The sequence below is a fragment of the Pseudomonas sp. GW821-FHT02H06 genome (genome assembly GCF_059421525.1).
This window is the reverse complement of the sequence record NZ_JBWKVD010000017.1, coordinates 72,007-96,779: the sequence shown is the minus strand read 5'-3', so window position 1 is coordinate 96,779 and position 24,773 is coordinate 72,007. Positions and strand designations below refer to the sequence as shown.

Sequence of the window (24,773 nt, the reverse complement as noted above, 5' to 3'; positions counted from 1 at the left end):
GACGACTCCTTTGCCTTGACTGGAAACGCTACGACAGCGCGCCATACAATGCTTCCATCGCCCCCCGCAGAGAATCCAGCATGCCTGTCTCATTGGTCCGCCCTGCCCCCGCGCCGTTTCTGGCCCCTGGTGAAACCGTGGTGCTGTTCGACGGCGTCTGCAAACTGTGTAACGGCTGGGCGAAGTTTCTGATCCGGCACGACCGTCATCATCGCGTTCGACTGGCATCGGTGCAGTCGCCCGAAGGCCAGGCGCTGCTGGCTTGGGCAGGGTTGCCCGTCGATGCGTTCGACACCATGGCGGTCATTCGCGACCAACATTACTGGGTGCGCTCGGAGGCATTCTTCGAAGTGGTTACTCTGTTGCCGGGAGCGTGGCCAATGTTTCGGGTGCTGCGTATTTTTCCACAGTGGTTTCGTGACTGGGCGTACGACCGCGTCGCGCTAAACCGCTATCGTCTGTTTGGAAAACACGAGGTGTGCCTGCTGCCAACACCTGACCATCAACGGCGCTTCCTCAAGGAATTTTCGTGAACGGGATGCGCCAGGTTCACTGGCTGGCACGCGGCAGCCTGGCTTTCATGTTCGCTTACCACGGCCTGGTGCCGAAGCTCATCGCATTAAGCCCCGGCGAGCAGATGCTGTTGCAGGCTCACGGGCTGGAACACGCAACATGGGTGGTCCAGGCGGCGGGTGTGGCAGAACTGGTGCTGGCCGCAGTGTTGCTTCTCCTACCTCGGCTCAACTGGCCGCTGCTGCTCAGCGGACTCACCCTGCTCGGGCTGCTGGTGGACGTAGCCGTTATGCAACCTTCGATGCTTTTGGACGCGTTCAATCCGGTCACGTTAAATGTGGCGGGAATGGCGTTATGTGCCATCGCGTGGGCTACAAGGACAAGGGATCAGTCAACTTGGGGAAGTCGGGAACGCTGCTGAACAGTAAGAACTTTAGGTGACGACTGTCCGCCTGGAACGATAGCGGACTACTTGCCGGTCAGGAATGTATAGATGAACAAGCCGAAAAAGGCACCACAGGACAAGTAGGCCATTGCCATCAAGCACTTTCCTGCTTTCTCAGCGCTCCCCTTGCCCTCGCGATACACAATGCTCCCCGTCACCCCGAAGAAAATAACGGGCAACATATAGGCCCGAAAATGTGCGATCACTTGCGCCCGCTCAGGCAAAAACCAGATGAGAACCAAAAAAAACAGCAATACGCCGTACGCCAAACCAGCGAATGCGAAGGAGCCGCTGAGTGTTTTATTGCGTTTGGCTTGAGTCATATTTCCGCTTCCTTGCGCGTTGACGAACAGTCTGAATTCCGCGAAATATTCTACTCGATGGGGACGTGCTGACAGCAGGCTTTGAAAAACTTCAAAGGCTCCGGCGAAAAAGACTGAATGAGATATCTTGTCGAGCCCTGGATCTGCAGATAACCCAAGGACGCCAATGCTCAGTTCGCTCATATCAAATGGTCAGCCACAAACCCCCGCCCCATCAGAACTGCTGGTGCCTTGGTGGAGCTTTACGAAAACAGTCCTGGCGGCAACGGCCCTCTCCTTAGTGCGTGATGAGCTGATCGGACTGGACGACGCTATCCCCGATCAGCTCTTCACATTGCGCCAGCTACTGCGGCATGAGGCTGGGCTCGCTGATTATGGCGAACTGGCGGAGTATCACGCCGCCGTTGCTAAAGGCGAGTCAGCGTGGTCAGCAGACGAACTGATGCGACGTCTTGACGGCACTCGACTTCGATACAGCCCCGGAACCGGTTGGCGCTACTCGAATGTCGGCTACATGCTGATCGGCAGGCTTATTGAACGGCTAACTGAGCTGACGCTCGATGATGCGGTGAGTCAACGAGCACTTAACCCGTTGGGCCTGTCGAACGTCCGCTTCGCCAAAACGCGAGCAGACTTACAAACCACTCATCCAGTCAGCACTTCAAACTATGACCCCGCCTGGGTCTACCATGGCTTGCTCATCGGCCCGATTTCGCAAGCGGCGGTATTCTTGGATCGGCTCATGTCCGGTGGCCTTCTCCCGACAAACCTGCTTCAGGAAATGCAGGCAGCACGAGCATTGGGCGGCGCGATTCCCGGGCGCCCGTGGGTCACGGCCGGCTATGGCCTTGGTGTCATGCAGGGTTCGATTGACGGCGGCTTTACCCTGTGCGGACATACCGGCTGCGGACCTGGCAGCGTCATTGTCGTTTACCGTATCTGCGACGGTGACACATCGGCGTGTTGCGCAGCGTTTGAAGTGAACGCCAGTGAAGGAGCGGTCGAAGCCTTTGTTGCTGAACAGCTGATCCAAGTCCTGCGTCAGGGGACGTGATTGCCGAGAGGTACCTCAGCGCTCAGGCCAGAAGCGGCCATTGGCGTCGGTACACACTCACGACCACTCACTGTTCAAAATGCCAACGGTCATGCAGCATACGTTGACGTTAACAGCAGCGGCGGAACAACCGTTCAGTCGCTCTTCAAGTAAACCCTAAACAAGGACGCGAGACGGGAAATGAAGCTAATCGCTGCGCAGATTCTCCCTGTGCCGGGGGAGTACGAAAAAAACATCGCCAGACATATTGAGGTCATCCACTTGGCGGCAAGCCAGGGTGCCAATCTCGTGCTGTTTCCCGAGCTTTCCCTCACGGGTTACGAGCCGAGGCTGGCTGAGGTCCTGGCGGTGCATCCGAGTGATAGCCGTTTTGATGAGTTCCAGAGATTGAGCGACCGGTACGGGATGCTCATCGCTGTGGGTGCGCCAACCAGAGGAGCTAAAGGCACCGAGATCAGCATGATCAGTTTCCAGCCCGGGCTGGAGCGCACCTGCTATTCGAAACAGCATCTGCACCCTGACGAATTACCTTTTTTCACACCGGGCACTCGGAAGCGTGTGCTGAGTCAGGCAGATTTAGTCCTGGCCCCCGCCATCTGCTACGAATCACTGCAACCCAGCCATGCAGAAGAAGCCGCAGCGTCTGGCGCTCAGGTGTATTTAGCGAGCGTGGCGAAGTCTGCGAGAGGGACTGCACTGGCAAACAGTCATTATCCGATGATTGCCAAAAAGCATTCCATGACGGTGGTGATGGCGAACTGTGTAGGTCCCGCCGACGATTATGTCGCCGCAGGTGGCTCTTCTGTCTGGAACAGTCACGGCGAACTCATGTGCAGCGCCGATGCCGATAACGAGGCATCGGTGGCGTATGACATTCTGACCGGAGAAGCGAGCGTTTACAGCCTGGTTTGAAATCCGCTCATGCTCTCCCCCCGTCAGGAATGACGGGCGACTTTGGGTCGATGGCTTTCCACTGCGACAGGCGCTGATCGAGCAATAACGGTCGTTCGCAGGCTCGGCGCTGATGTCCTGGGTGTCGCTGTCGTCCAGGCTGTGGGAGTCGCAGCCGTCTCAGAGACGTACTTCAGCCACTCACCTGGCCAGGTGAACACTCAGCATTCGACCCGTTCGTTGAGGTGCCGACTTCCTGGCAATCGCCCTCCTGAACGTCATGCCCTCCTCCGAAGTCATAAAAACACTTCAGCCACGCCCATCAAGGTGCCTTATGCGTTTGATACCCGAACTGAACAGCGAAGCTCACGTGCTGATTTGCGGCGCCAGTCGAGGTATCGGCCTGGCACTCTGCGCGGCATTGCTGGCTCGCGATGATGTGGCTGAGGTGTGGGCAGTATCGCGAAGCGCCACCACCTCCACAGAGCTGGCAACCCTTGCAGCGCAATACGGCGACCGTCTGAAACCTGTCGACTGCGACGCGCGGGATGAGCAATCCCTCGAAGCGCTCGTGAGCGAGACGCTTGCCGGATGCGGCCATCTGCACCTGGTTATCAGTGCGCTGGGCATTCTTCATCAGGACGGCGCCAGAGCAGAAAAGGGGCTGGCACAACTGACCCTTGCAGGCCTGCAAGCGAGCTTCGCGACCAACACCTTTGCGCCGATCCTGCTGCTTAAACACCTGCTTCCGTTATTGCGCAAGCAGCCTGCTACGTTCGCGGCGCTCTCCGCGAGGGTTGGTTCCATTGGGGATAACAGATTGGGCGGCTGGTACAGCTACAGAGCCAGCAAAGCGGCGCTCAACCAGTTGCTGCACACCGCCAGTATCGAATTGAAACGCCTGAATCCTGCCTCGACCGTCCTGGCCATACACCCGGGCACGACCGACACGGAGCTGTCTCGGCCATTCCAGGCGAACGTGCCTGAGGGCCAACTGTTCGAGCCGGCGTTCTCGGCGGATCGCATTCTTGAGGTGGTCGGCGCACACGGGCCGGCCGACAGCGGGACCTTCTGGGACTGGAACGACAAACCTATTGTCTGGTGACATGTTCCACTGGCGAAGACATGACTTCGATCATTACTTCGCCAACGCTTTCACCAACGCCGGCGTCACGTAATGCGGGCCGTCGAACAGGTAGAGCGGGTAGCCGTCATAGGCGGCCAGCTGCGGTTTGAGTTCGGCGGCCGTGGCGGAGCGGAAGCCGCCGCCGTAGTTGGGGCGGAAGGCTTCGACGATGATGCGCACGCGGTCCTTGCCCAAACGTTCGCGCAGGGTATCGGCGTAGGTGCGGGCGACCGGTGCGGTGCGGGCGTAGACGCCAACCCCGTCCTGAAAGAACACACCGATGTCGTCTGGCAGCCATTGCTTGAGCCAGTCGGCTGTGGCGACCGGGCCGATGTTGGCGCCGTCATAGACGCTGATCCACAACGGCCGCGGAAGCTTGGCCAGCAGCGCGGGCAGCTCCTTGGCGCGGGTCCAGCTGGGGTCGACTTCAGCCGGGAAGTAATAGCCCGTCACGTGCAACGGCGTCGGCAGTCTGGCGATGCGCTCTGAGACGGCAGCCAGTTGCTCGATGTTGTCCCGGGAGCGGTTTTCGCTGAAGTACCCGGCCAGGCCGATGATTACATCCTGCGCCCAAGGCTCTTTGGCAATACGTGCCCAATCGGGCAGCACCGGTACGCTCGGCAGACCGGTGCCAGGCACGAACGCCTGATCGTCGACCACGGTCCACTGCACCAGCAATTCCCTGGCACCGAGCTGGTCCCATTGCCCCTTGATGCCGACTGTTTTGTTATCGGGCTGCCAGACAATTCCAACAATGCCCGGGTCCAGCCGTTTTTGCGTGGTGGCGTAAAACATGGCGGTGCCTGTGACCAGTGTCGCTGCAAGCAGCAGAACACCTAGAGTGGCACGCCGGGGGGTCCTGCCGAGAACTTTCAAGGAAGCGCCTTTTTGATGCGCTGGTGCCACTGATTCAGCGACGTCACGCCCTTGGCGTTCCATTGGGTTGCTGCATCGGGGCCGAGGTGGAACTGACCCTCGTTGAATTGCCAGACGATCACCTGCGGCTTGTGCTGAGCAAAGTCCGGTGATTCCAGGTACTGCAGCAGTGTCGCCCAGGGGCCGACGTCGCCGGGGTTCCAGGTCAGTGTGACCGGGCGGTCCAGGGCGTTGGACAGTTTCTGCGTATAGCCAAGGTAAGGCTGCACGAAGCTGTTGCCGATGACCTGAACAGGTGCCGGGGCGTCGTCGATCAGCAGGTCTTTCTCGACCTGATGGCGCACGGTGTAAATGTCTCGGCCGATGGCCTTGCGCTTGATGGACGGCAGAAAGTTGCTGGCCAGATCGCCGAAGGCGCGCTTGTCGAACCATTCCCCCAGCACTGCACCGCCGCCGGGCTCACCCTCCAGGCGATAGCGTGCGGTGATCAGTTTCGCAGTGGCATCGGCTGTGTTTTCAGCGCTCCAGGCGGTCCAGTGGTAGTCGGCCCGGTAAAACGCCGTCTGCTTGCCTTGCTCGGTGGCTTGCAGTATCGGCTTGATGTTCAGGGTCGTCAGGCCAGCCTTGGCCAGTTCGCCTTGCAAACGGTCATAGCGCTGCACCACGGCCGGGCTCAACGGATGGTCGGCGGGTAGCCGTTGGGCGTAGAACGGCGCTTTCATCGGCACCACCAGCACCACGAGCGCGATCTTCTCGCGCTCAAGTTGGTGTTGGACGTCCTTGATCAGGGCGATGTCGCGCGCAATGCCGGGGTTATCGACGGTGTTCAGGCTTTCCCACGCAGGAAATAACCAGCCGCCCTGCCCGGTGATCACTGCCGAATCGGCCTGGGCAGCGGTGCCGGACAGGCTCAGCAGCGCGCCGGCAATCAGGCCGGATACCGAAGGGCGGCGCAGGATGTGGCGAGGTTTTACTAGAAAGGTCATGGGGCAGTCTGGTCAACGAGGCCGATCAGGCGGGGGGTCTGGCGTGAGCCGACCAGGAACAGGCTGTAACGGTCACCGGCCTTGAAGGGCTCAAGCTTGAGCGGCAGGCTGGCGCTTTGATCGCAGCTGGCAATCAGGGTCGCCTGCACCGGATTGATGGTGCGCTGCGCCTGGCCATTGAGCGGCAGCTGGCTGAACACGCTGGAGCCGTTGGCCAGCTTGATCTCGGCTTTGTCACAGCCGGCGCTGAGGTTGTAGACGTTGAGTTCGGCGCGCAAGTCTTTGCCCCGCGGCTGCGGGTCGATCACCACCCGGGGGGCGGCCACCGGATCGCTGTTCAGAATCACCGTGACAAAGGCGTTTTTCGGCACGTTCAGGCCCTTGAGCTCACGCTGGTTGACCGTAATGCGCAGCGGTTGCCGCGAATCCACCACCTGGAAAGGACCGGCCACCACCGACTGCGCAGACAGGGCAACGCCGGGCTTGTTGTCCACGCTCACTTGCACGGCGCCGTCGGCGGGATTGACCACCCGCACCCAAGCCGAGCCCTCCGGCAGTTTCGGCGCATAGAGTTGAGCGATTTCCGACGCAGCCTGAGCCACTGTCGACGCCATGCCCAGGCTCAGTCCGAGCCCCATCAGCCAATACATACGAGGGTGCATATCCGTCCTCAATAGGAGTAAGTCAGGCGAGCGAAAACACCTTTGGCGCGGTCATCGCCAGACACTTTCACTCGGTATTGCAACGAAAAATCCACATAGGAGCGCGGCGCGTTGTACGCGTCTTCGCGGAACCAGTAGCGCACGTTGTTGCCCACGCCGACGCCCGCAGCATGGCCGGAAGCGTATTCGGTGCTGCCGTCGGAGCGGGTGTCGCTGTCCATCTTCGAGTCGTAGTCGTACGCGGCCACCACGTGGGGGAATGTCACCCAGCGCGAGCCGGCACCGCCAATGGCGTAGCTGCGACCGCCTTGCCATTCGCTGTTGATGTAGTTGCGCGAGTCGTTGACGTAATGACCGGTCTCGGCGAACAACTGCGACGTCCACCAGCTGGGGACATCAACCCGCAAATCGGTGCCGATGCTGGAGCCGTAACCCAGGCGCAACAGCCAGTCGCCGTCGATGTCGGAGGACCCCAGGGGAAAGGTCCGTTCCACGGCCGCCATGACGTTCAGCGAGGTGAACGGCTTGACACGCACGCCCAAGGCGCCTTGCAGCGCATCCAGGCCGGTGTCCGAGTCGCTGTTCTTGCTCCACAGCGTATCGGTGACCCGGCCATACAGCTCGACGAAACGGGCGTTGCGGTAACCCAGCGGACGCCACGACAGTTCGGTGCTGTTTTGCAGGCTGTCGTTGCTGCTACTGCCGCTCCCGTTATTGCCATTGCTGGTGCCGGTGCTGGGCGCCGAGCTCAAGCCACTGCTGGAACTGTTGCCGCGATAACTGGTGGTGCTGGTCAGGCCCCAGGTGCGCGACACATCGGCCACGGCGCGGCGGGTGTCGAACAGCTGCTGGTCGGTCATGTCCAGTTCGCCGGCATTTTTGGCGTCGATAACCCGCTTGAAATAACCCACAGCGTGTTCGTCGTCACTGACCCGCATCGCGTTGTAGGCCGCGTCCTGAGTCGCCGTCGGCGCTAGAGGCGTTGCGGCGTCAGCTTTGCGGAATGACTCATGGGCGCTGTCATCGTCGCCGGCCTGCACCGACAGGTAAGCCACTTGCAGGTCGCTCATGCCGTCCAGCTCGCCAGCGTCGCGGGCTACCTGCAAACGTTCCCGCGCCGTGCGACGTTGGCCCAGCTCGGCATAAAGGCTGGCTTCTTCATACGTGGGCAGGCTGCCCAGGGCCAGGGCCTGGGTGAAATCCTTGCGGGCACCGGCATCGTCACCGGTCTGCTGGCGCAACCGACCGCGCTGGGCCAGCAGGCGGGCGTCGTCGCCATTGGCTTGCAGGCCATCGCTGGCCGCCGCTATCGCTTCGGGCAAGCGCTTCTGCTCGGTCAGGGCGCTGACCAGCAGGCTGCGATAGGCCGGATTCTGCGGCGCCCGGCGAATGGCTTCGCTGGCCAGAGCCGCAGCCGAAGCGGCGTCCTTTCGGGCCAGCGCAGCGTAAGCCTGCACCGCCGTGTCCGTGCCGCCATCGCGCTGGTTGCCCGGCCAGATATCGCAGATCAAACCGAATGCGCTTTCCTGGCAGTTAAGGGCCGGCGCCGGAAAACGCGTCGCGGTTTTCAGGCCATTGTTCTTCTGGCGCAACGCGACCTGGGCGGCGGCGCGACGGCGGGCAACTTCACCGCCCGTATCGGCGGGCAGTTTTTGCAACTGGTCCAGAGCCTGTTGCGGCTCGTTGTTGGCCAGCGCCAGGTCGGCGGCGAAAAAGCGAATCTCGCGCACTTCAGAATCCAGCAAGCCTTCGATGGACAAGGCCCGGTTCAAGTCGGCCTGTGCCGCCTGAGTCTTGCCCTGACGATCCAGGGCATAGCTGCGCAGAATCCACGGCGCGGTTTCGCCATCGTCCTGGGCCAGCGCGCCGGTCGCGGCCAGTTCGGCGGCGCGGTAATCCTGGGTCGCGATCAGCGCGCTGATCAGCAATTGCTGGTTAGCGCCGATTTCCGGTGCCCAGGCCACGGCCTTGCGGGCTTGATCCACGGCCAGCGGCAGGTTGCCTTGTTCCAGCGCGCGATAACCGGCGATGGCCAGTGGCGCGGCCAGTTGGCGGCGAATGGCTTCGCGGCGCATCAACAAGGTGTCGTCATCTGGGAAAACCCGCAGGGCTTCGGTGGTGGCCTGATCGGCTTCTTCCAGATGCTGTTGGCGTTGCAGGGATTCGATCAGCAGCAGGCGATAATCCATGCGCTTGGGTGCCTGGGCGATCGCCTGGCGAGCGGACTGCGCGGCGACGCCGAAGTTATCGCGATCATAGGCCTTGAACGCTTGGGCCGCCGCGCTGAAACCGGGGGCCGGGCGCGACGGCGACTGCGAATAGCGCTTGGGGTTGTCGCGTTGTTCCTTGTCACGTTGTGCCTGCACGATCAGCCGGTTCAGACGGGTGACATCGGCCCGCTGACGCAAGGCTTCGCGGGCCTTGGCGATGGCCAGGTCGTAGTCCTTGCGGTCGTAGGCGCTGTAGGCCTCACTGGCCGCCTGGTAAGCGGGACCGGTCAACGGCAGGGGCAGAACTTCGCCATGGACCAGCGCAGGCAAAAGGGTCAGCCCCGTGGCCATGAGCGTCAGGAAGGGGCGGTTCATGCCGGGAGCTCCGTTGGGTAATGACTGTGCTGACGGGCCACGGCCTGTTCGATGGTGGTCCGAGGCAGCACGCCGCTGTCGACGAGATAGTCGCCAATGCGGCCGTGGTGCTGCGGGCGGTAATTGAGCATGGTGCGGTTGAACACGTCGCGGTCAAGCAGCCCCATTTCTATCAACAGGTCGCCCAGCATCGGCGCGCGGGCATTGGGCACCGGCTGGCCATCGAGCGCGTAGACGTTGCGCAATTGCGCGACGATCTCGCTTTCTCGGGCGATCAGTTGTACCGGCTCGCTGCCCAGCTCATCGCTGATCTGTTGCAGGCCTTCGGCGGACAGCGGGCTGGCGACAGCGATCTGCGCACGGCCTGCCTCGTTGGTCCCCAACGGCACAACACGCCAGCGCAGCGCAAACTCGTCGGCCAGCAGCGAGGCGTCGGCTTTGTGGGCGACATCGAACACCCGCGGCAGATCGTTCTGGAAGGCGATGGCTTCAGCCAGGGTTTCGTCATCCAGCCAGCCGTGGCTGAGCAAAATGCGGCCCAGTGGCATATGGCGGGTTTGTTGTTCGTCCAGCGCCGTTTGCAGGTTGGCGTCGTTGATCGCCTGCCAGGACAGCAACACGCTGCCCAGCTTGCGCGGTGCGGCGGCCACCAGATCGGTAGACGGGAAGTCGTGCATGGTCTTGTCCCAGACCAGCTTGCGATTGAGCGCCTTGCCCACCAAAAACATGCGCCACGCCCGGGAGGCGGCCATGAAGTTGACGAAGTTGCCCACCACCATGCGCGGGATCGACAGCAGACCGTGCTGCCAGCCATACAGCACCGTCGTGAAGTAGCAGCGGTGCAGGATGCGCCAGCCCAAGGCCAGACCGTTGGCAATCAACAGGTACTTGATCCAGCCGTTGGATTCGAACGGCGTCGGGAAACTCACGTTCCACAACCCGCTCTGGCGCAGGATAATCAGCGCTACCAGTTGCACCAGGATCACGTAGGCCAGGATGCTGACAAACGCTGTCACCACGCCCTTGCGGTCGCGAAACAGCAGGTATCGGTTGGCCAGCGAGCCGTTCCAGCCCATCTGCTCCCAGCCTTGCAGGCCGATGCCGAGGGTCCAGCGCGCTTTCTGGCGAAACGCCGTGCGGAAGGTGTCCGGGAAGAATTCACGTACACACAGTGGCATCTTCAGGGTGGATTCATAGGGTTTGCGGAACCACGACTTGCGCAGCACCCGGAACTCCACCGGGAAGCGTACGAAAATGGCGTTCATGCCGACTTTGGCCAGGCGCGCGCCAACGTCGTAGTCCTCGGTGAGGCTGTCGGTGTTGAACGGCTGGTTCTGGGTTTCCCCGGCCAGCACTTTCAAGGCCCGGTGCGAGAAGCAGGTGCCGACGCCGGCCGAAGGCACGGTATCGGTCATGCTTTCGCGGACCACCAGGTCCTTGCCATGCCATTCGGCAAACTCGTCCATGTAGGTGCCGGCTACCCATTCATACCAGTTGCGTTCCAGGGAAACGACCGGCAGCTGGATCATGTCCTTGCGCGGCAACAGGTAGTTGAACAGGCGCAGTTCCAGCGGGTGCAACACGTCCTCGCTGTCGTGCAGCACGACGCCGGCGAAGGTCATGCCGTGGGTCTGTTCATGCAGGAAAATCGCCTGAATCACCCAGTTCAGGCAGTCAGCCTTACAGGTCGGCCCGGCATGGGGGACTTCCACGCGATGCAATTGCTTGTAACGCCGACGCATGCGCTCCACCTCATCGATGGTGCGCTGGTCGTTGATGTAGGTGCCGACGAAGACCACGTAGTTCTGGTAGTCGAGGGTCGACACCATGTTCTCGATCATCGGCGCGATGACGTCGTATTCCAGCCAGGCCGGAACCATGATCGCCAGTGGCTGTTCGTCCCGGTCCAGCAATTGCCGGGCGGTCAGTGGCCGGTATTTGCGATCCGCAGTGAACTTGCGAAACAGGCGGCGAGACCAGTACCACAGGTCAATGAACAGATCGTCCAGGCTGGAGATCAGGATCAGCACCGCGACCACAATGGTCGCGACCTCTAGGAAGCTGTAGTAATGGGCCAGCCAGTACGGCCAATAAAGCGACGTCATCGAAGGGTTCCGTTACTGGCGATTGCGACGGGCGCTACGGCCAGCCAACATCAGGATGAGCACCAACAGGATGCCGCCGGGGATCAGCCACAACATCGAAGGTGTGCGCCAGGCGTCCAGGCCCTTGGGCTCTTCTCTGTCGATGAACTGGCTGCCGTTTGGATCCTGGGTATCGAAGGTGTTCACGACACCGTTGTCGCCCAGGATTGACACGTCGCCGCGGGTCAACAGCACCGGCTTGGCGAACACAGGGGCATCGTTGCCAAGAACGCGATAGACCAGACCGTGCTGACCACCGGCATCCACCGCCTGCAATGACGCCAGGTGGTTGAGCGGCGACAGGTCCAGCAGCGGCTGGTCCTTGTGGTTGATACGCAGGCGACCCTGGTCATCGACCTGAACCGATTCCTTGCTGTCCTTGAGCGGCAGCTCGAAGGCCAGGAAGTCTTTGTCCGGCGTGACCGTGGCTTTAGGATCGCTGCTGACTTTCAGTTCAGCGCGCAGCGGCGAAACGCCCGCCCCGTCAGCCACCGAGATCACCTGCGGCAAGCTGCTGGCCGGGTGATCCAGGTAAGTCTGGGGCACGAGGATTTGCGTGTTCGTTGCGTAACGGGCGGCCATGCCGGAGAAACCGTCATCCAGAGAAATCTTGTCCAGCACGATGTGGCTGGTCGGCAATACGGAAACCGGGAACGCTTGCGGCGTTTCCAGGCAGCGATCACTGACGGGCTGACGCTGGAACGAGACCCGCAGGACGTTCCTGGAACCCAGGGCGTAGCTCGGGATGCGCGCTTCGATGCGTTGCTTCCCGCCGTTGGCAAGCAACTGTTGCGCGCCGATCAGGTAGTCGTTGAGGAACAGTGACGCCACCGGAGCGGTGTCCGAAGCGCCAGGGGCGGCGGACACATCGATCACGGCTTTGACGGGCAGACGACCGTCGTAGGCCACGCTGCCCAGCGGGAACGAAGCGCTCCAGTCGGACTTGGCGAGCACGTCGATGGTGCCGGGGTTGCCGCCCAGATTGCTCAGGGCCACACGGCCGTCGGCACTCAGCGGCATCTGCGCTTCGCTGACGGTCAGCGTGCGACTGCGGGCCAGTTTGTTCCAGGCGCTGCTGAACAGGGCCATGGCCTTGCCGGCCGCGTCAGGGGCGATCATCAGTACCGGACGAGTGCCGAGCAGCGCCAGACGCACATTGTCCGTACCCTTGGCGGCCATACCGGCGTTCACGTGACGTTCGCGCCATTGAGTAAACGCACCGCCCGCTGAGGCATCCAGACCTTGAATCTGACTTTGCAGGGCGTCCAGGGATTCGTTGATCGCCTTGAGCAATTGCGGGTCGTTGATGGCCAGGTCGGCCTGCACATCGGGGGTCTGGCCGAGCATCAGCAATGCGCCGATTTCCGCCGGGTTGGCCAGCGTATGCGAACCCTTGCCGTTGAGGGCGGCGAAGGCCGGAATGCTCTGCAGTTCGGCCGGAATGCGCAGGGCGCTGAGGTCAACGCTGTCCTGTACGGCAGGGAACGACAGGATGCGCGCATGTTTGCCGATCCGTTCAAGGGCCACGCCCAGGCGCCAGGCGGCGTCGTAAGAGCCGGCTGCCAGGCTGCCCGGAGCGACCATGATGCCCGGCTTGCCCGGCAATGCGGTCCAGGCAGCGCCGACGTCTTGCAACAGGTTGGCGTCGTAGCTGTAATTGAGGCGGGTGTCGGGTTCGATGCGCAGCACGTTGCCAATCGCGCGTTCGTCTTCACACAACACGCGAGACACGATCGACGACCAGGCCACGCCCAGGCGCACCGAACCGCTGTTGCGAGCGGCTTTGTCGACGCCCAGCGTGGAGCTGGCGTTGCCTTGCGCTTCGCTGAGCCCTTCGGCCCGTACCGGATAACCGTCCAGGGACAACAGCAAGGTGTTGCGACCGCCCTCCCCGTTGAGGTAACTGGCGTCGAAGGTCAGCGACGCGTCGGTCAATGGCACACCGGCTGGAACCGGCAGGTACAGTTCGCGGCGCGAATCCGTGGAACCGAGCACGATGGGTGCATCGATGCCCAGATCGCTCAGGCGAATCTCCCGGTGTTGCTGGGTATCGGCGTTGAGTCGGTTGATCGCCTCGGTGAGCGGGCTGTCCGCCGCCAAGGCAAAGTTGGGCACGAGCGCGAGCAGGCTCACGCCACAGACAAGGGCGCTAAGCGCGCCCGTTTGGGTGGCAACGGAAGACTTCATTAAGGCAGATCTCAAGCTGATAGAGGGGCGGGCGGGCGTTATTGGTACGTGGAAGCCGGACGGTCGCTGTCCGGTGTCGGGGCGCGTTGCCCATGCTCAAGGTATTTGGGCACGTGCAACTGGCCGACCACGAAGTCGTTGACCGGGCGGCCCATCAAGGCATCGACGATGCGCGAACTGGCCTTGCCGTCGCCATAGGGGTTGGCCGCCTGGGACGCGCGTCGCCACAGCAGGTCATCGTCAAACAGCGCGTTGACGCCGCTGATAATCGAGTCCGGTGACGTCCCGACCAGCCGCACGGTGCCGGCGGCAACGGCTTCGGGCCGCTCGGTCACCTCGCGCATGACCAGGACCGGTTTGCCCAGGCTCGGCGCTTCTTCCTGCACGCCGCCGGAATCGGTAAGGATCACGTGGGCGCGCTGCATCAGGCGCACGAACGCCAGGTAATCCAGCGGTTCGATCAGGTGCACATTGGCCAGGTCGCCCAAGTGCTCGGTGACCGGGCCCAGGACGTTGGGATTCAAGTGCACCGGGTAAACGATCTGGATATCGCTGCGCTTGGCCAGTTGACGCAAGGCTTTGCAGATGTCCAGGAAGCCGTCACCGAAGTTTTCCCGACGATGGCCGGTCACCAGCAGGACTCTGCGGTCGCCCCGCAGGAACGAGAATTGCTGATCCAGCCGGGCACGCAGTTCAGCGTTTTCCTCAATGCGTCGAGCGGTCAACTGCAGGGCATCGATGACCGTGTTGCCGGTCACGAACGAACGCCCTTGCAAGCGCTCGCCCAGCAGATTGCGGCGCGACTCATCGGTCGGGGCGAACAGCAGGTCGGCACTCAAATCGATGCAGCGGCGGTTCATTTCTTCAGGCCACGGGCTGTAGATGTCACCGGTGCGAAGGCCGGCTTCGACATGACCCACAGGGATGCGGCGATGGAAGGCACACATCGACGCCACCATGGCGGACGTGGTATCGCCATGCACCAGCACGCGGTCGGGCCGGGTGATTTCCAGCACCGGATCAATCGCTCCGTACAGCGCGGCGGTCAGCGAGTTGAGGGTCTGATGCGGCGTCATCACATCCAGCGTGAAATCGGCTTTCAGATCGAACAGCTCCAGCACCTGCTTGAGCATGCTCTGGTGTTGGCCGGTGATGCAGATCTGCGAGTGAATACCCGGCTCTGCAGCCAGCGCTTTCACCAACGGCGCCATCTTGATGGCTTCCGGACGTGTACCGAAAATCGACAGGATTTTAATCCCGGAATGACTACGAGCGATGATGCCCTCCTCACACGGCTTGTCCGCGCCTTCTCGATGCTCCAGGCGTGATCGCCTCTTGAGCAAACAGAGATATTGAGTTTATGGGGCCGGGGACTTAATCAGAATGGAGGCTTGATATTTCACTTCGTGTGAGATGGCGCATTGCCTTGCTTCCCGGAGCAGGCCGGATTATTAACATTAATATCGATGACTGCAAAGGCAGATATGCAAAATGAATGTTTAATTCGCCAGTGTGAAACTTTCGAAGTAATGGACAGTCACTTAGGGGTTTTGTTTTAGTTGAGAAGGGTAACTTACGAAGCAACTAAACAGGCGTTTGCGCCAGTGTTTCCGGGGAAACGAGCATTAACATGCGCCGCTCGTCTGCAAAATTGGATCTTTTCTTATATACCGTTGTCGCGACGAAAGCTAGAGCAGGGATTGCATAGAGACAGTTAATCCAATGCACTTTCAATAGTCACCCTAATGGCGCCTGTATATTGTCGAAACCGATAGCGAGAGTGTCTGACAATACATGTCGAGTTGCAAGCCCGTTATGTATCGGAAAGGAAATATTTGAGGTCGCCGCGCGGTAGCTTTCATGCAGCGCAAGGCATCTTCGCTGTACTTACCTGTTCAGCGTGATGCCTTCGGGGGGGGGGGGAATTCGCTTCGAATGGTCAGGGTCAGGGTCGGTGTGCATTAAACCGTGCCTCGCCTCGATCTCGCGCGACCTTGTCGCCCGCCAACAGGCCATCCTGGAAGCCCACGTCGGGCGCAAAGGGGAAGGAAACATCCACAGCCGACGCGCGCCAACCTGACTGCCGCTCCTGCCAGGCATGCCTCCCAGAAAGAAGCATGCGGCAAGAATCGTTTAGAGCGTGCCCGCTACGGTGCGCACCTCTTCTGGTGCAGCTTTGGTTTCTGACAAGGCGCCGGCATAGGCGCCAGCCGCCATGGCTACCGGATTGCCGCCCCCGCCGATCAGGCCTTTGGCCCCACCTTCGGCGATATGCAAACCGCCTTCGACACCGCCTTTGAGTATCCCGCCAACACTGCCATCAGACTCACCGATGCCTGTCGCCACGCCACTCAAACCGGGGACCATCCACATTGCCTTGCCCACTTCGCCAGCGGCGGAAGCCAGGCCGTTCTTGTCAGCACCTTTCTCGTCCACATGGGCATCCCTGGTCTGACTCCGGGCAGAATCGCCGGCGGAATGCGCACTCGCCCCGCCGCCGAACGGCTGCAGCAGCGCCCCGATTAACTTATCAAGCAGCTCCATCAAGGGAGAAGACGGCTTCGACGCCTCACCGCTGTTGCTCAGCCCCTGACTTTGCTCAGCCAGCGACTTGTTTTGCATAACGGCCGGCCCGCCATTCCCGGCAGGGCTGCCATAGTTGACCGCGCCCGTGGCGGACTGCGTGGCGTACTGCGAATTCTGTGTGCTCTGATCAGCCCGATAAATCGCTGAGCCGCCGCTGGCCAGAGCCCCGGTGCCTTGAGCCACGTTGCTGAAGTTGCCGGTGGCTCGGCTGCCGCCGTTGCCGGAATCAGTGGGGGTGTTCGACGGCTTTGCAGCATCAGGGGTTGGTTTGCCGTCGGGCCTGGAGGCATGGGGAGTGATATCAGGTGTCTTGGGCGGCGAGGCGCCGAGTCCGGGTAATTTCACGTTTTTTCTCCAAACTGAAAGGTCGGTTGGCAGTGCCCCAAGCCCACTCATGACCGCTTGCACAGGTGCAGGCGTGCTGGATGTTGTAACGGGGCGATCGCTGTGAGGTTCGCGTGGTGAGTGGGTAGCCCTTGTGTGGCGCTGGAGAGCAGATCGGTTCCGGGGAAATAATGGGGGCGAAGGCTAGTCACCGTTGCGGTGCAACGGGAGACATCCGCACACGGGTGATCTTACCGTCGCGCACTTCTGCAAGATCGATACTGCTAATGAGGGGCGGGCCTTTGGCGAAGTCGCCAGCGTCGAACTCGATCCACATCCAACCGACCTGTGAAGATTTTTCCGCAGGGCTTTGTTGATCTGTGCGAATTGAAGGTAAGGCGCGGAGGAAGAGTAAACAGCACTCTCGGCAGCACTGTCAGACAGGGTTTGCTCCCAGAGCTTTGGTGTTCAGCAGACGTACGCCCAGACCAATGAAAATTGCACCCGTGATGCGCTTCAAACTTCGCACCCACCAGACGGATTTAAGGCGTTTGCTGAATCGGTAAGCCGTGTAGCAGTACACCGAGTGAACGATGATCACGGTCGCCGCGATAGTCAGGTACATGACGATAAACTGCCCAAGAACCGACCGATCGTGATCAATAAACTGCGGTAGGAAAGCGCAGAGAAAAATCAGCGTTTTGGGGTTGCTCGCTGAGACCAAAAACGATTCTGTGCCGATTTTCCAGTTCGATAATGGAGCGCAGGCGGTTTTTACTTCTGTTTCTGATTGGATCGCCGGGGTGCGGGCGAATAATTGACGCGCCCCTAGATAGATCAGATAACCGGCTCCTGCGATTTTTAAAATCAAAAATGCCGTAGGAATAGCGATCAGAATGGCGCCTACCCCTAACGCCACTCCACTGGTGACCAACATCTGCGCACTGAGATTGCCCAGCAGCGTTACGGCCATAGCGGGAGGGCCGTAACGCAACGCATTGCTCACGACCAAAAGTACGTTCGGTCCAGGGGACAGGGTCGTCACCAGATAGGCTAATGCGAAAGTAAACCAGAGGTGCAGTGTCACGGAAAGCTCCTTAATTGAGCGACCGACTTGCTAGAAGGTCAGCAATTCCATTTGCGTATTTCGGAGGCAGAATCTCATGGCTGACCCTGCGCAGCAAGCGACCGGAAACCTCCCCTTGGGGATGAAACTTGTATCGCCCCAAGGCCCAACGTCGCCCACGATATCGAGTAGATTTCCGTTCCGCTACGCAAACCAGGCCAGAAATCCCCACAGCTTTTTTGCAGTCTCAAATCTTGCATGGCTGCACATCAACACCGCCGGTAGGAACAGCAGGGCAACCGCGCCAAACATAAATGAACACTCGGTCCATCCTGCCCAGAAGCTAGCGCTTGAAACCAACACTGCAATTGTTCCTATCCAGAAGCCATGCCACCGGTCACGGGACTGATCGGGATATTTTCCAAACATCTACAATGCCCCCCTTTGCAGTTGCTTCTGCGGAGCACGATGCATTGCGATGCGCCTCAATGCACAAACTTCCAGGCAGTTACAAGGCCAAGGCCGCGTAGGCAGAACGACCAACGCCGGTCACAAACTTCTGCATTCAAAGCGCCGGCTCTTCGGCTCTACTTCGCAGATAGCCTGCCATCGCAGCGAAGCGGTTGCGGGTTTCCCATTCGAAGATTCTGTTCACCAGCGAATCGAGTACACGCCCTAACCACCTCGGCCGAAGTTGCACGCCAAACGTGTAAATCAACTCCGAGGATTTTTCATCGATGTCGCGATGCCGCATTGAAGCGGCCCACCAGTGAAAACAGCCAGCGGGCTCAACCAGCACCGCCGCTGCAACCTGTCCAGGTCGATAATTAACGAATCGGGTGCGCATAGCAAAAAAGCGCTTCCAGCCTCGCCCCTCATTCACCGTGATCGCACCTATGTAAGGGTGACTGCCCCCGCCCTCCACCGCTCCATGAGCCAGCAAAGTGTCCCACCGTTTGCGAACGGTGTGATTGTGAAAGGCTTCGAACACGTCGGCTGCGCAAGCCGGCATAACCAGAGCGATTCGCCGCTGTGTCATAGGGACTCCTCGGTAATGTGGGAGGTTATATTCCACCGTCGAAACTCAGCGTCGAAGTCCTCCAGTTTCAGAAGCCCCATGCACGGGATTGCACCGGTCAATGAAAGCTGTCCGCTCGCCAGCTTGCAGGCAAGGAGCACGGCCGCCATACAGGGGATTTCCGGACCGTTTCCTTCAGGGGCGGTAAGTTGCCAAGTCAAACGGCGTTGCTCGCCCCCCTCAACATTCCCAAGCACCTGAACCTTCATTGCACCAACGTCGGTTCCAAACCGGTCAAGGATGAGATCGGAAATCGCGTTCAAACGCGCCGCCCAGCGGTGCATCGGTAATGGCAGACCCAGTCGCCTTAACGCCGCGGCCAACCAGAGCGCGACATGTTGAACCCGAAGCTCCAATGCAGCATGGAACTCAACATCGCGCACCCCAGGATATCGCTCAGGAAACAGTGCAAGATCGGGAACGTCGCACGCGGCTCCCCAGCGCGGAGCCAGACCGGAAAACGTAAAGCGTCGGATATCCTGCCACCCGTACTGCACCCCCCAAGCCGCACCGTTCCATCGCCCAAATCCCAGTCCTGCGTAGCCGAAAACCGCACTGATCGTCGCCATGCCCCTCGCCGCCTGCTGGCCGGGAGCGATGACAGTGCTGATGGAGTTCACGCGTAGAAGCGAGTTGGATAGATGATCGACCACGGCTGAAGAAAGCCCCGGTACACTGCTGGCCCCTGACACGGCGAGGACTCCCGCCGCTTTTGCCGAGGCGTCGACCTGATCAGAGAAGTTTGCGACGAAGTCTCGACCGTCTGCGAGATCAAGGTAATGGGCGCCCGCAGCGCACGAGGCCAGCGCGACGCGATAATCTTGATTTTGAAAGGGCCCGGCGCAATGAATCACCAAACCGGGCGCGGCCTCAAGAAGGCGTGCCTGGAAATCGGGGGAGTTGATATCAAGGGCCAGAGTTGCAACGGTCTGGCCAGAACCGAACGTATGCGTGGAGCTCCCGGGCCTACGACTGGCTGCGACGACTGTCAAACCTGCGACTTGGGAAAGCCGCTGGCAAATCCGCGCTCCAAAATTACCCAAACCGCCGATGACGATGACACGCATTGCCTGTCCTTAGCCGAACTTTAGTGGCAAGAGTATACGGGTGCGGCATGCAATTCGATCAACAGCAAACTTACTCGACTGACTGTCTGGATTATCCAGTCAGCCAGTGCAAGTCCGCTAATTATGGATGGCCGTAGCAACCTCTGGGCAACCTCAAGAACGAAACCTCGCCCCAGAGATTCCACGCAACAAAACCCCAGAAGCCACAAACGCCAACGAAGCGAACATCACATTCGCAAAATACCCGGCGCTCAAGCCATACAGCCAGGCGCTCAACAGCCCACCCAGCGTGCCCCCTGTTTGATACACCGCATTGAGCGATGAATTAAGACTTCCTCTCCGCGACGCCTCAACCAGCCGCATGGCGTCGCCCAGTATCAGCGCCAGCATCAGGTCTCGTCCGAACGCGAAGGCCATGTAGGCCGCGCCTTGTACAAACGGCGAGCCTTCGCCCCATGGGATCACCTGAATCACCGCCGCGATCGCTACCGAGGCGACGGCGCACAAACGCAACGGACTGTTGAATCGGCTGGCAAGCCTCGCGGAAAGCATCGCGCCGAAGAGTCCGCCGACCTCGCCAATGAAGATGACCGAGCCGACGGTATCGACGCTGAATGATGAAAGTCCGTGTTGCACGAGCCAGCTCGGGTAAAGCCCCAGAAAGACGTAAACGCCAATCGACCAGCAAAAGTACGCCGCCATCAACGGGCGGGTTCCGGGGCTGGCCGACAGCGACGTCAATCGCTCCTTGTACATGGCCCGGCTAATTGTGGAGGAGGACAACGAGGCTGAAGGCGGTGCCGGGAAGGTGAGCGCCAGACCGGCAAGGGCGGCACAGACAACCGCCAGGCCGATGACCGTGACTTGCCACGACAGCAGCCCTCCCACAACGACGCCCATGGAGAGTGAGCACAGAAAGGCAATCGGCGCTGCGGTGGTGACATACCCTGCCGCCCTGGCGCGTTTAGGCTCGGGGACATAGTCCGCTAGCGCGGCGAAAATGGATGCGCCAATCATCGGCATGAACAGGCCTGTCGCCGCACGGCTCAGCACGATCATCGAAGCACTGTGGGATGCGGCGGTGAGCAGCAGCGTTAAGCAGCAAGCCGCGCCGCCCACGATGATGAACAGCTTCCTGCCGAGGCGATCAATCAGCGGGCCAAGCGCCAGGTTACTGATCAGCGCCACCACTGGAAAAGCAGCCAAAATCCACCCGGACTCGCTGGGAGAAAGGTGCAGATCACGCTGAATGAAAGGCAGCAGCGGAATCATCATCACCACGTTGAAGTTGATGATGAAAAACGCTATCCAGAGGATTCCGGTAACCAGCACGTGAGCCCCCCTTATAAGCGTGGTGTCCGACAGTCGAGCCGGCGTGTCAGGACGGCATCAGCAACTGCGGCAGTCCGGAAAGGTCCTTCAATACGGCGTCAGGTTTCCAGGCGGGATTGAGGGGTTCGCTCTCTCGATCAATCCAAACGCACCGAATCCCCAATTCCTGGCAGACCTTCAAGTCACTGAACTGGCCCATGGCGACATGGATCGTCTCCTCTTTTGTAACACCCATCGTGGCGTAAGCGTGGCGGAAAAGCGCGTGATCAGGCTTGTACGCCCTCGCCTGCTGGGCCGTGATGACGAAATCAATTGGCGTACCGATTGCCGTGATGGTGTCGGCGATAAGCTCATCCGAGGTGTTGCTGATGACGGCAATCCGGTAATGCTGGCGCAGCCGGGCAAGGGCTTCGGGTACGTCAGGGTGGGGCTCGATCCGCCTGAGGGTCGCGAGCAATGTCTCCAGGTCTGCCGCCGTGGCGTCATGACCGGTTTCACGCAACGCCTGGTTCAGGCTCGCATCGAGTACAGTTTCGTACTCAAGGAAAGGCGATTGTTGCTGATGCTCCATCGCTATCTCACGCAGGCGAGCCGCGAAACTTGCGATGCTTTCCTTCGAGGCCTTAACCGTCAGATGCCGCTCAAGGATGGAGGCAGCCGCTCGCCGTACGGCGTCATGCCATTGAACAAGGGTGCCATAGCAGTCAAAAGTGATGACTTCGGTGCGGGAGTCAAGCTCAAGCATGGACGTGTTCTCCGAGGCTTCGCGGTGAGGTCGCGTACTGATCAGCAATGTGCGGGTACGCGCTTAAACTCAGTAGCCAGCATGCTTGAAGAGTTCCGCGGGAATGCGCGTCTGAGCGGTCGAGCGATGATGTCCCTGCTCATGACTTGACCCAAATTGTTGCAACGACATTAACCGGATCACGCCCGCCCGAGCCTGCAGACTTCCTGCGCTTCCATTCCCAGCGTCGTCGATTCGAATATTCTGGAAGCGGACCAGGCATTAGGGCCGGAGTGCATCGAACCCACGTTTGTGAGGAGAGCCAGCACGCAGTCGGTTTCTTCGAACCACCACGTGGTTGCGCTAAACCCAAGCACATTCCCGCCATGACCGATCACAGGCCCGTATGGCGTAGAAGCACGGAAAATACCCAGCCCCATCTGCCTGCCGGGCTGAGCGGGGAGCCAGGCAAAAAACTGCCGTTGCATCATCGGGCCCAGCAACCGCCCGGACTTCAAGGCCGCCATGAACGTCACGATGTCCGATGCCGAAGACACGATGCCGCCTGCAGCCCACTCGACCGACAACTGACTGGATGAAACGTCCAGCAAGCCTGGGCCGACGTAACGGCAGGAAGGCGCGACGCCGGCCGCTTTAAGAAAACATTCGCTCGCCCAATGGTAGCGTCTGGAAATGCCCGAGGCTGTGAGTCCTTCAGCGTCTTCAAGACCGGTCGAGGTCATCTTGAGCGGGCTGATAATGCGCTGTTTCAGCACATGTTCAAGGGGCTGAGAAGTCACTGCTTCAATGAGCAAGCCCAGTAATGTGTAGTTGGTGTTGGAGTAATGGAAACCTTCACCCGCTTCGAATACGGCGCCCACGCCACGGATGTAATCCAGTGGCTCAGAATGGGCCCAACGTTTGCCGGGCGTCATGTGCTCGCCTCTCCCGTCACGAATCCATCGGGCGTCATCTTCCCAACTCGCGATGCCGCTGGAGTGGGACAGCAACTGGCGAAGGGTTACGGTTGCGGCATTCGCAATGCCTTTCAGCATCGGCACTGGGAGGTACTGAGCCAAGGTGTGATCGAGACCGATACGCCCCTCCTCCACCAGTTGCAACGTGACTACCGCGACAAACACCTTGGTTATGCTGCCCACGCCAAAGGTGCAGTCGGGATCTACCGGCATGTTCTGCTCAAGATCGACATACCCGGCAGCCCCTTCCCACATCACACCCCGACTGTCCCCGACGGCTGACGCAAGGCCAGGGACCCTGGCAGGCGCGAGGCGATCGATGAATGCTTGAAGATGCGAATGTGAAGTCATTGCCTGGGTCTTCTTGAGTCAGTTCCATCCGCAGCACCCGCGCCGTCGGTGGCATAGCCAAACTTTTTGTATCTTGCTGAACGTTGTCTACGCTGAAAAGCGATGAGGTCATGAGGACCTCGACGTTCGCTCAGGAGTATTACCATGCACAAGCTCGTTTCGTCTGCGCTCATCACGGCGCTGATAACTGCGTCCGTTGTTCCTTTGGCCCTCGCCGAAGACGAAATGGCAAAGGGGATTCGTCACGACAATCGTGAGCTGGACAAGGGCGTGGATCATGATGCCAAGGAAGCAGACAAAGGCGTCAAGCATGACGCCAACGAAGTGGATAAAGGCGTTAAACATGACGACGATGAGCGTCATAAAGCGGATAAGCATCTGGATAAGGAAGCCAAGAAGCATCTCTAAGTGCGCTAATTTCTGTTTATTAATGGCTGTTATTTGAAAGGAGTGGTCAATGCGTTTTCTTTCTTTATCTCTGCTTGCAGCACTTATCGTCGCAGGACCTGCGTTTGCCAAGGATGATCACCACGAGTGCGAAGCGGCACTCGAAAAGCTGAAGGCAGCGACGGAGGCTGACTTCACCTCGTCAGGTCACCATGAGCATCAACAGGCCAAAGCAGCCCATGAATCGGGCGACTTCAAGAAATGCGCCGACCAGGCGAACAAGGCGTTGTCCCACATCAAGGAGAAGTAACTGCGCGCTCAGCGGCTATGGGAGCGGCTCGTCTCAAGAAGGCCCCACCGGATGAATACGTTGATTTAGTGGGGCCGCCTTCAGCCGGGGGAGATCGATCTGGGCGAGGGGAATCACGGACTCGCACGGCGGGGGTGTTGGATCGCAACCCATGCGGCCATCGCCTACCCCCGCGCCAACAACCAGTCATCAATCATCCTCACCGCCCGCCCCACCTCAACCTGATCACTGCGAATATGCAGTTCCGGAAACACCGGCGGTTCATACGCCGAATCCACGCCGGTAAACCCCGGAATCGCCCCAGCCCGGGCCCTGCGGTACAACCCCTTCGGATCCCGCGCTTCAGCCACCGCCAGGGGCACGTCCACAAACACCTCCACAAACCGCGCACTGCCAACAATCGAGCGGGCCAACTTCCGAGCCGAGCGGGTCGGCGAAATCAACGCCACCATCACCGTCAGCCCCGCTTCAACCATCAACGCCGCGACTTCCGCCACCCGCCGCACATTTTCCTCACGATCCTCCGCAGAAAAACTCAAGTCGCGGCACAGACCGGTGCGCAGGGAGTCGCCGTCCATAATGCAGGTCGTCAACCCGCGTGCGCGCAGCACCGGGTTGAGGCTGTCGACGATGGTGGATTTGCCCGCCGCCGACAGGCCGGTCAACCAGATGACCCGGGGTCTGGCGACGCACGTGGCCGGAATTATCGGAGTGAACGGATACGGCACCAGATTGTGGTGCTGCGTCAGGCCAGGGGTATGGCTGATCATGACAATGCT

At 60.2% G+C, this 24,773-nt stretch carries 23 protein-coding genes; 7 read left to right on the top strand and 16 right to left on the bottom strand.

The features are described from left to right. Positions 1-80: 80 nt before the first annotated feature. Positions 81-533, top strand: a complete 453-nt coding sequence (locus tag AC07VF_RS22420; protein WP_346625668.1) for a thiol-disulfide oxidoreductase DCC family protein — start codon at positions 81-83, stop codon at positions 531-533. 5 nt (positions 534-538) lie between these two features. Continuing rightward, positions 539-934: a DoxX-like family protein gene (locus AC07VF_RS22415; RefSeq protein WP_495009568.1), complete on the top strand. Its 396-nt coding sequence runs from the start codon at positions 539-541 to the stop codon at positions 932-934. 47 nt (positions 935-981) lie between these two features. Here AC07VF_RS22415 and AC07VF_RS22410 read toward each other — a convergent pair whose 3' ends face one another. Further along, the gene (locus AC07VF_RS22410; RefSeq protein ID WP_495009532.1) at positions 982-1,464 is read right to left on the bottom strand and encodes a hypothetical protein; all 483 of its coding nucleotides are present in this window, start codon (positions 1,462-1,464) and stop codon (positions 982-984) included. Here AC07VF_RS22410 and AC07VF_RS22405 point away from each other — a divergent pair. The 3 genes from AC07VF_RS22405 to AC07VF_RS22395 all read left to right on the top strand — a co-directional run bounded on the left by AC07VF_RS22405 (position 1,448) and on the right by AC07VF_RS22395 (position 4,331). Then, positions 1,448-2,335, top strand: a complete 888-nt coding sequence (locus tag AC07VF_RS22405) for a serine hydrolase domain-containing protein (protein WP_495009533.1) — start codon at positions 1,448-1,450, stop codon at positions 2,333-2,335. The two genes, AC07VF_RS22410 and AC07VF_RS22405, sit on opposite strands and share 17 nt — an antisense overlap. A 180-nt stretch (positions 2,336-2,515) precedes the next feature. Then, on the top strand, positions 2,516-3,247 hold the full coding sequence (locus AC07VF_RS22400) for a carbon-nitrogen hydrolase family protein (protein WP_495009534.1): 732 nt from the start codon (positions 2,516-2,518) through the stop codon (positions 3,245-3,247). A gap of 313 nt (positions 3,248-3,560) precedes the next feature. Next, entirely contained in the window at positions 3,561-4,331 is a 771-nt protein-coding gene (locus AC07VF_RS22395) for an SDR family NAD(P)-dependent oxidoreductase (RefSeq protein WP_495009535.1), read from the top strand. Positions 4,332-4,364: 33 nt separating this feature from the next. Here the strand turns inward: AC07VF_RS22395 and AC07VF_RS22390 are convergent, their stop codons facing one another. From AC07VF_RS22390 to AC07VF_RS22325, 14 genes are all read right to left on the bottom strand, one after another. Continuing rightward, positions 4,365-5,228: an alpha-amylase family protein gene (locus tag AC07VF_RS22390; protein WP_495009536.1), complete on the bottom strand. Its 864-nt coding sequence runs from the start codon at positions 5,226-5,228 to the stop codon at positions 4,365-4,367. Beyond that, a complete protein-coding gene (locus AC07VF_RS22385; RefSeq protein ID WP_495009537.1) occupies positions 5,225-6,214 on the bottom strand; it encodes an alginate O-acetyltransferase AlgX-related protein in 990 nt (329 codons plus the stop codon). The genes AC07VF_RS22390 and AC07VF_RS22385 overlap by 4 nt, the downstream gene beginning before the upstream one ends. Further along, entirely contained in the window at positions 6,211-6,876 is a 666-nt protein-coding gene (locus AC07VF_RS22380; RefSeq protein WP_495009538.1) for an alginate O-acetyltransferase AlgF, read from the bottom strand. The genes AC07VF_RS22385 and AC07VF_RS22380 overlap by 4 nt, the downstream gene beginning before the upstream one ends. Before the next feature lie 8 nt (positions 6,877-6,884). Then, the gene (locus AC07VF_RS22375) at positions 6,885-9,461 is read right to left on the bottom strand and encodes a bacteriophage N4 adsorption protein A (RefSeq protein ID WP_495009539.1); all 2,577 of its coding nucleotides are present in this window, start codon (positions 9,459-9,461) and stop codon (positions 6,885-6,887) included. Further along, the gene (locus AC07VF_RS22370) at positions 9,458-11,566 is read right to left on the bottom strand and encodes a glycosyl transferase family protein (RefSeq protein ID WP_192174069.1); all 2,109 of its coding nucleotides are present in this window, start codon (positions 11,564-11,566) and stop codon (positions 9,458-9,460) included. The genes AC07VF_RS22375 and AC07VF_RS22370 overlap by 4 nt, the downstream gene beginning before the upstream one ends. Positions 11,567-11,578: 12 nt before the next feature. Further along, complete coding sequence (locus AC07VF_RS22365) at positions 11,579-13,792, bottom strand: hypothetical protein (protein ID WP_495009540.1); 2,214 nt, start codon at positions 13,790-13,792, stop codon at positions 11,579-11,581. Between the two features lie 38 nt (positions 13,793-13,830). Beyond that, the gene (gene wecB, locus AC07VF_RS22360) at positions 13,831-15,048 is read right to left on the bottom strand and encodes a non-hydrolyzing UDP-N-acetylglucosamine 2-epimerase (protein ID WP_423572722.1); all 1,218 of its coding nucleotides are present in this window, start codon (positions 15,046-15,048) and stop codon (positions 13,831-13,833) included. An 877-nt stretch (positions 15,049-15,925) separates the two neighbouring features. Next, positions 15,926-16,723: a hypothetical protein gene (locus tag AC07VF_RS22355; protein ID WP_192174072.1), complete on the bottom strand. Its 798-nt coding sequence runs from the start codon at positions 16,721-16,723 to the stop codon at positions 15,926-15,928. A 415-nt stretch (positions 16,724-17,138) separates the two neighbouring features. Beyond that, positions 17,139-17,789: a LysE family translocator gene (locus AC07VF_RS22350; RefSeq protein WP_495009541.1), complete on the bottom strand. Its 651-nt coding sequence runs from the start codon at positions 17,787-17,789 to the stop codon at positions 17,139-17,141. A gap of 544 nt (positions 17,790-18,333) precedes the next feature. Next, positions 18,334-18,807: a hypothetical protein gene (locus AC07VF_RS22345; protein WP_495009542.1), complete on the bottom strand. Its 474-nt coding sequence runs from the start codon at positions 18,805-18,807 to the stop codon at positions 18,334-18,336. Next, positions 18,804-19,913, bottom strand: a complete 1,110-nt coding sequence (locus tag AC07VF_RS22340; RefSeq protein ID WP_282371722.1) for a saccharopine dehydrogenase NADP-binding domain-containing protein — start codon at positions 19,911-19,913, stop codon at positions 18,804-18,806. Before AC07VF_RS22340 ends, AC07VF_RS22345 begins: the two co-directional genes overlap by 4 nt. Positions 19,914-20,066: 153 nt before the next feature. Further along, complete coding sequence (locus tag AC07VF_RS22335; RefSeq protein WP_495009543.1) at positions 20,067-21,245, bottom strand: MFS transporter; 1,179 nt, start codon at positions 21,243-21,245, stop codon at positions 20,067-20,069. 46 nt (positions 21,246-21,291) lie between these two features. Continuing rightward, positions 21,292-21,990 carry a haloacid dehalogenase type II gene (locus AC07VF_RS22330; RefSeq protein WP_495009544.1) on the bottom strand — a complete coding sequence of 233 codons (699 nt, stop codon included), beginning with the start codon at positions 21,988-21,990 and terminating at the stop codon, positions 21,292-21,294. A gap of 179 nt (positions 21,991-22,169) precedes the next feature. Then, the gene (locus AC07VF_RS22325) at positions 22,170-23,297 is read right to left on the bottom strand and encodes a serine hydrolase domain-containing protein (RefSeq protein ID WP_495009545.1); all 1,128 of its coding nucleotides are present in this window, start codon (positions 23,295-23,297) and stop codon (positions 22,170-22,172) included. A 144-nt stretch (positions 23,298-23,441) separates the two neighbouring features. Here AC07VF_RS22325 and AC07VF_RS22320 point away from each other — a divergent pair, with 144 nt between their 5' ends. Together AC07VF_RS22320 and AC07VF_RS22315 are read left to right on the top strand one after the other, a co-directional pair. Beyond that, positions 23,442-23,705, top strand: coding sequence for a hypothetical protein (locus AC07VF_RS22320; protein ID WP_192174076.1), 264 nt, complete (start codon positions 23,442-23,444; stop codon positions 23,703-23,705). Between the two features lie 49 nt (positions 23,706-23,754). Continuing rightward, a complete protein-coding gene (locus AC07VF_RS22315; protein WP_346631072.1) occupies positions 23,755-23,994 on the top strand; it encodes a PA2433 domain-containing protein in 240 nt (79 codons plus the stop codon). Between the two features lie 164 nt (positions 23,995-24,158). Here AC07VF_RS22315 and cysC read toward each other — a convergent pair whose 3' ends face one another. Beyond that, positions 24,159-24,761, bottom strand: coding sequence for an adenylyl-sulfate kinase (gene cysC / locus AC07VF_RS22310; RefSeq protein WP_495009569.1), 603 nt, complete (start codon positions 24,759-24,761; stop codon positions 24,159-24,161). Positions 24,762-24,773: the final 12 nt, after the last annotated feature.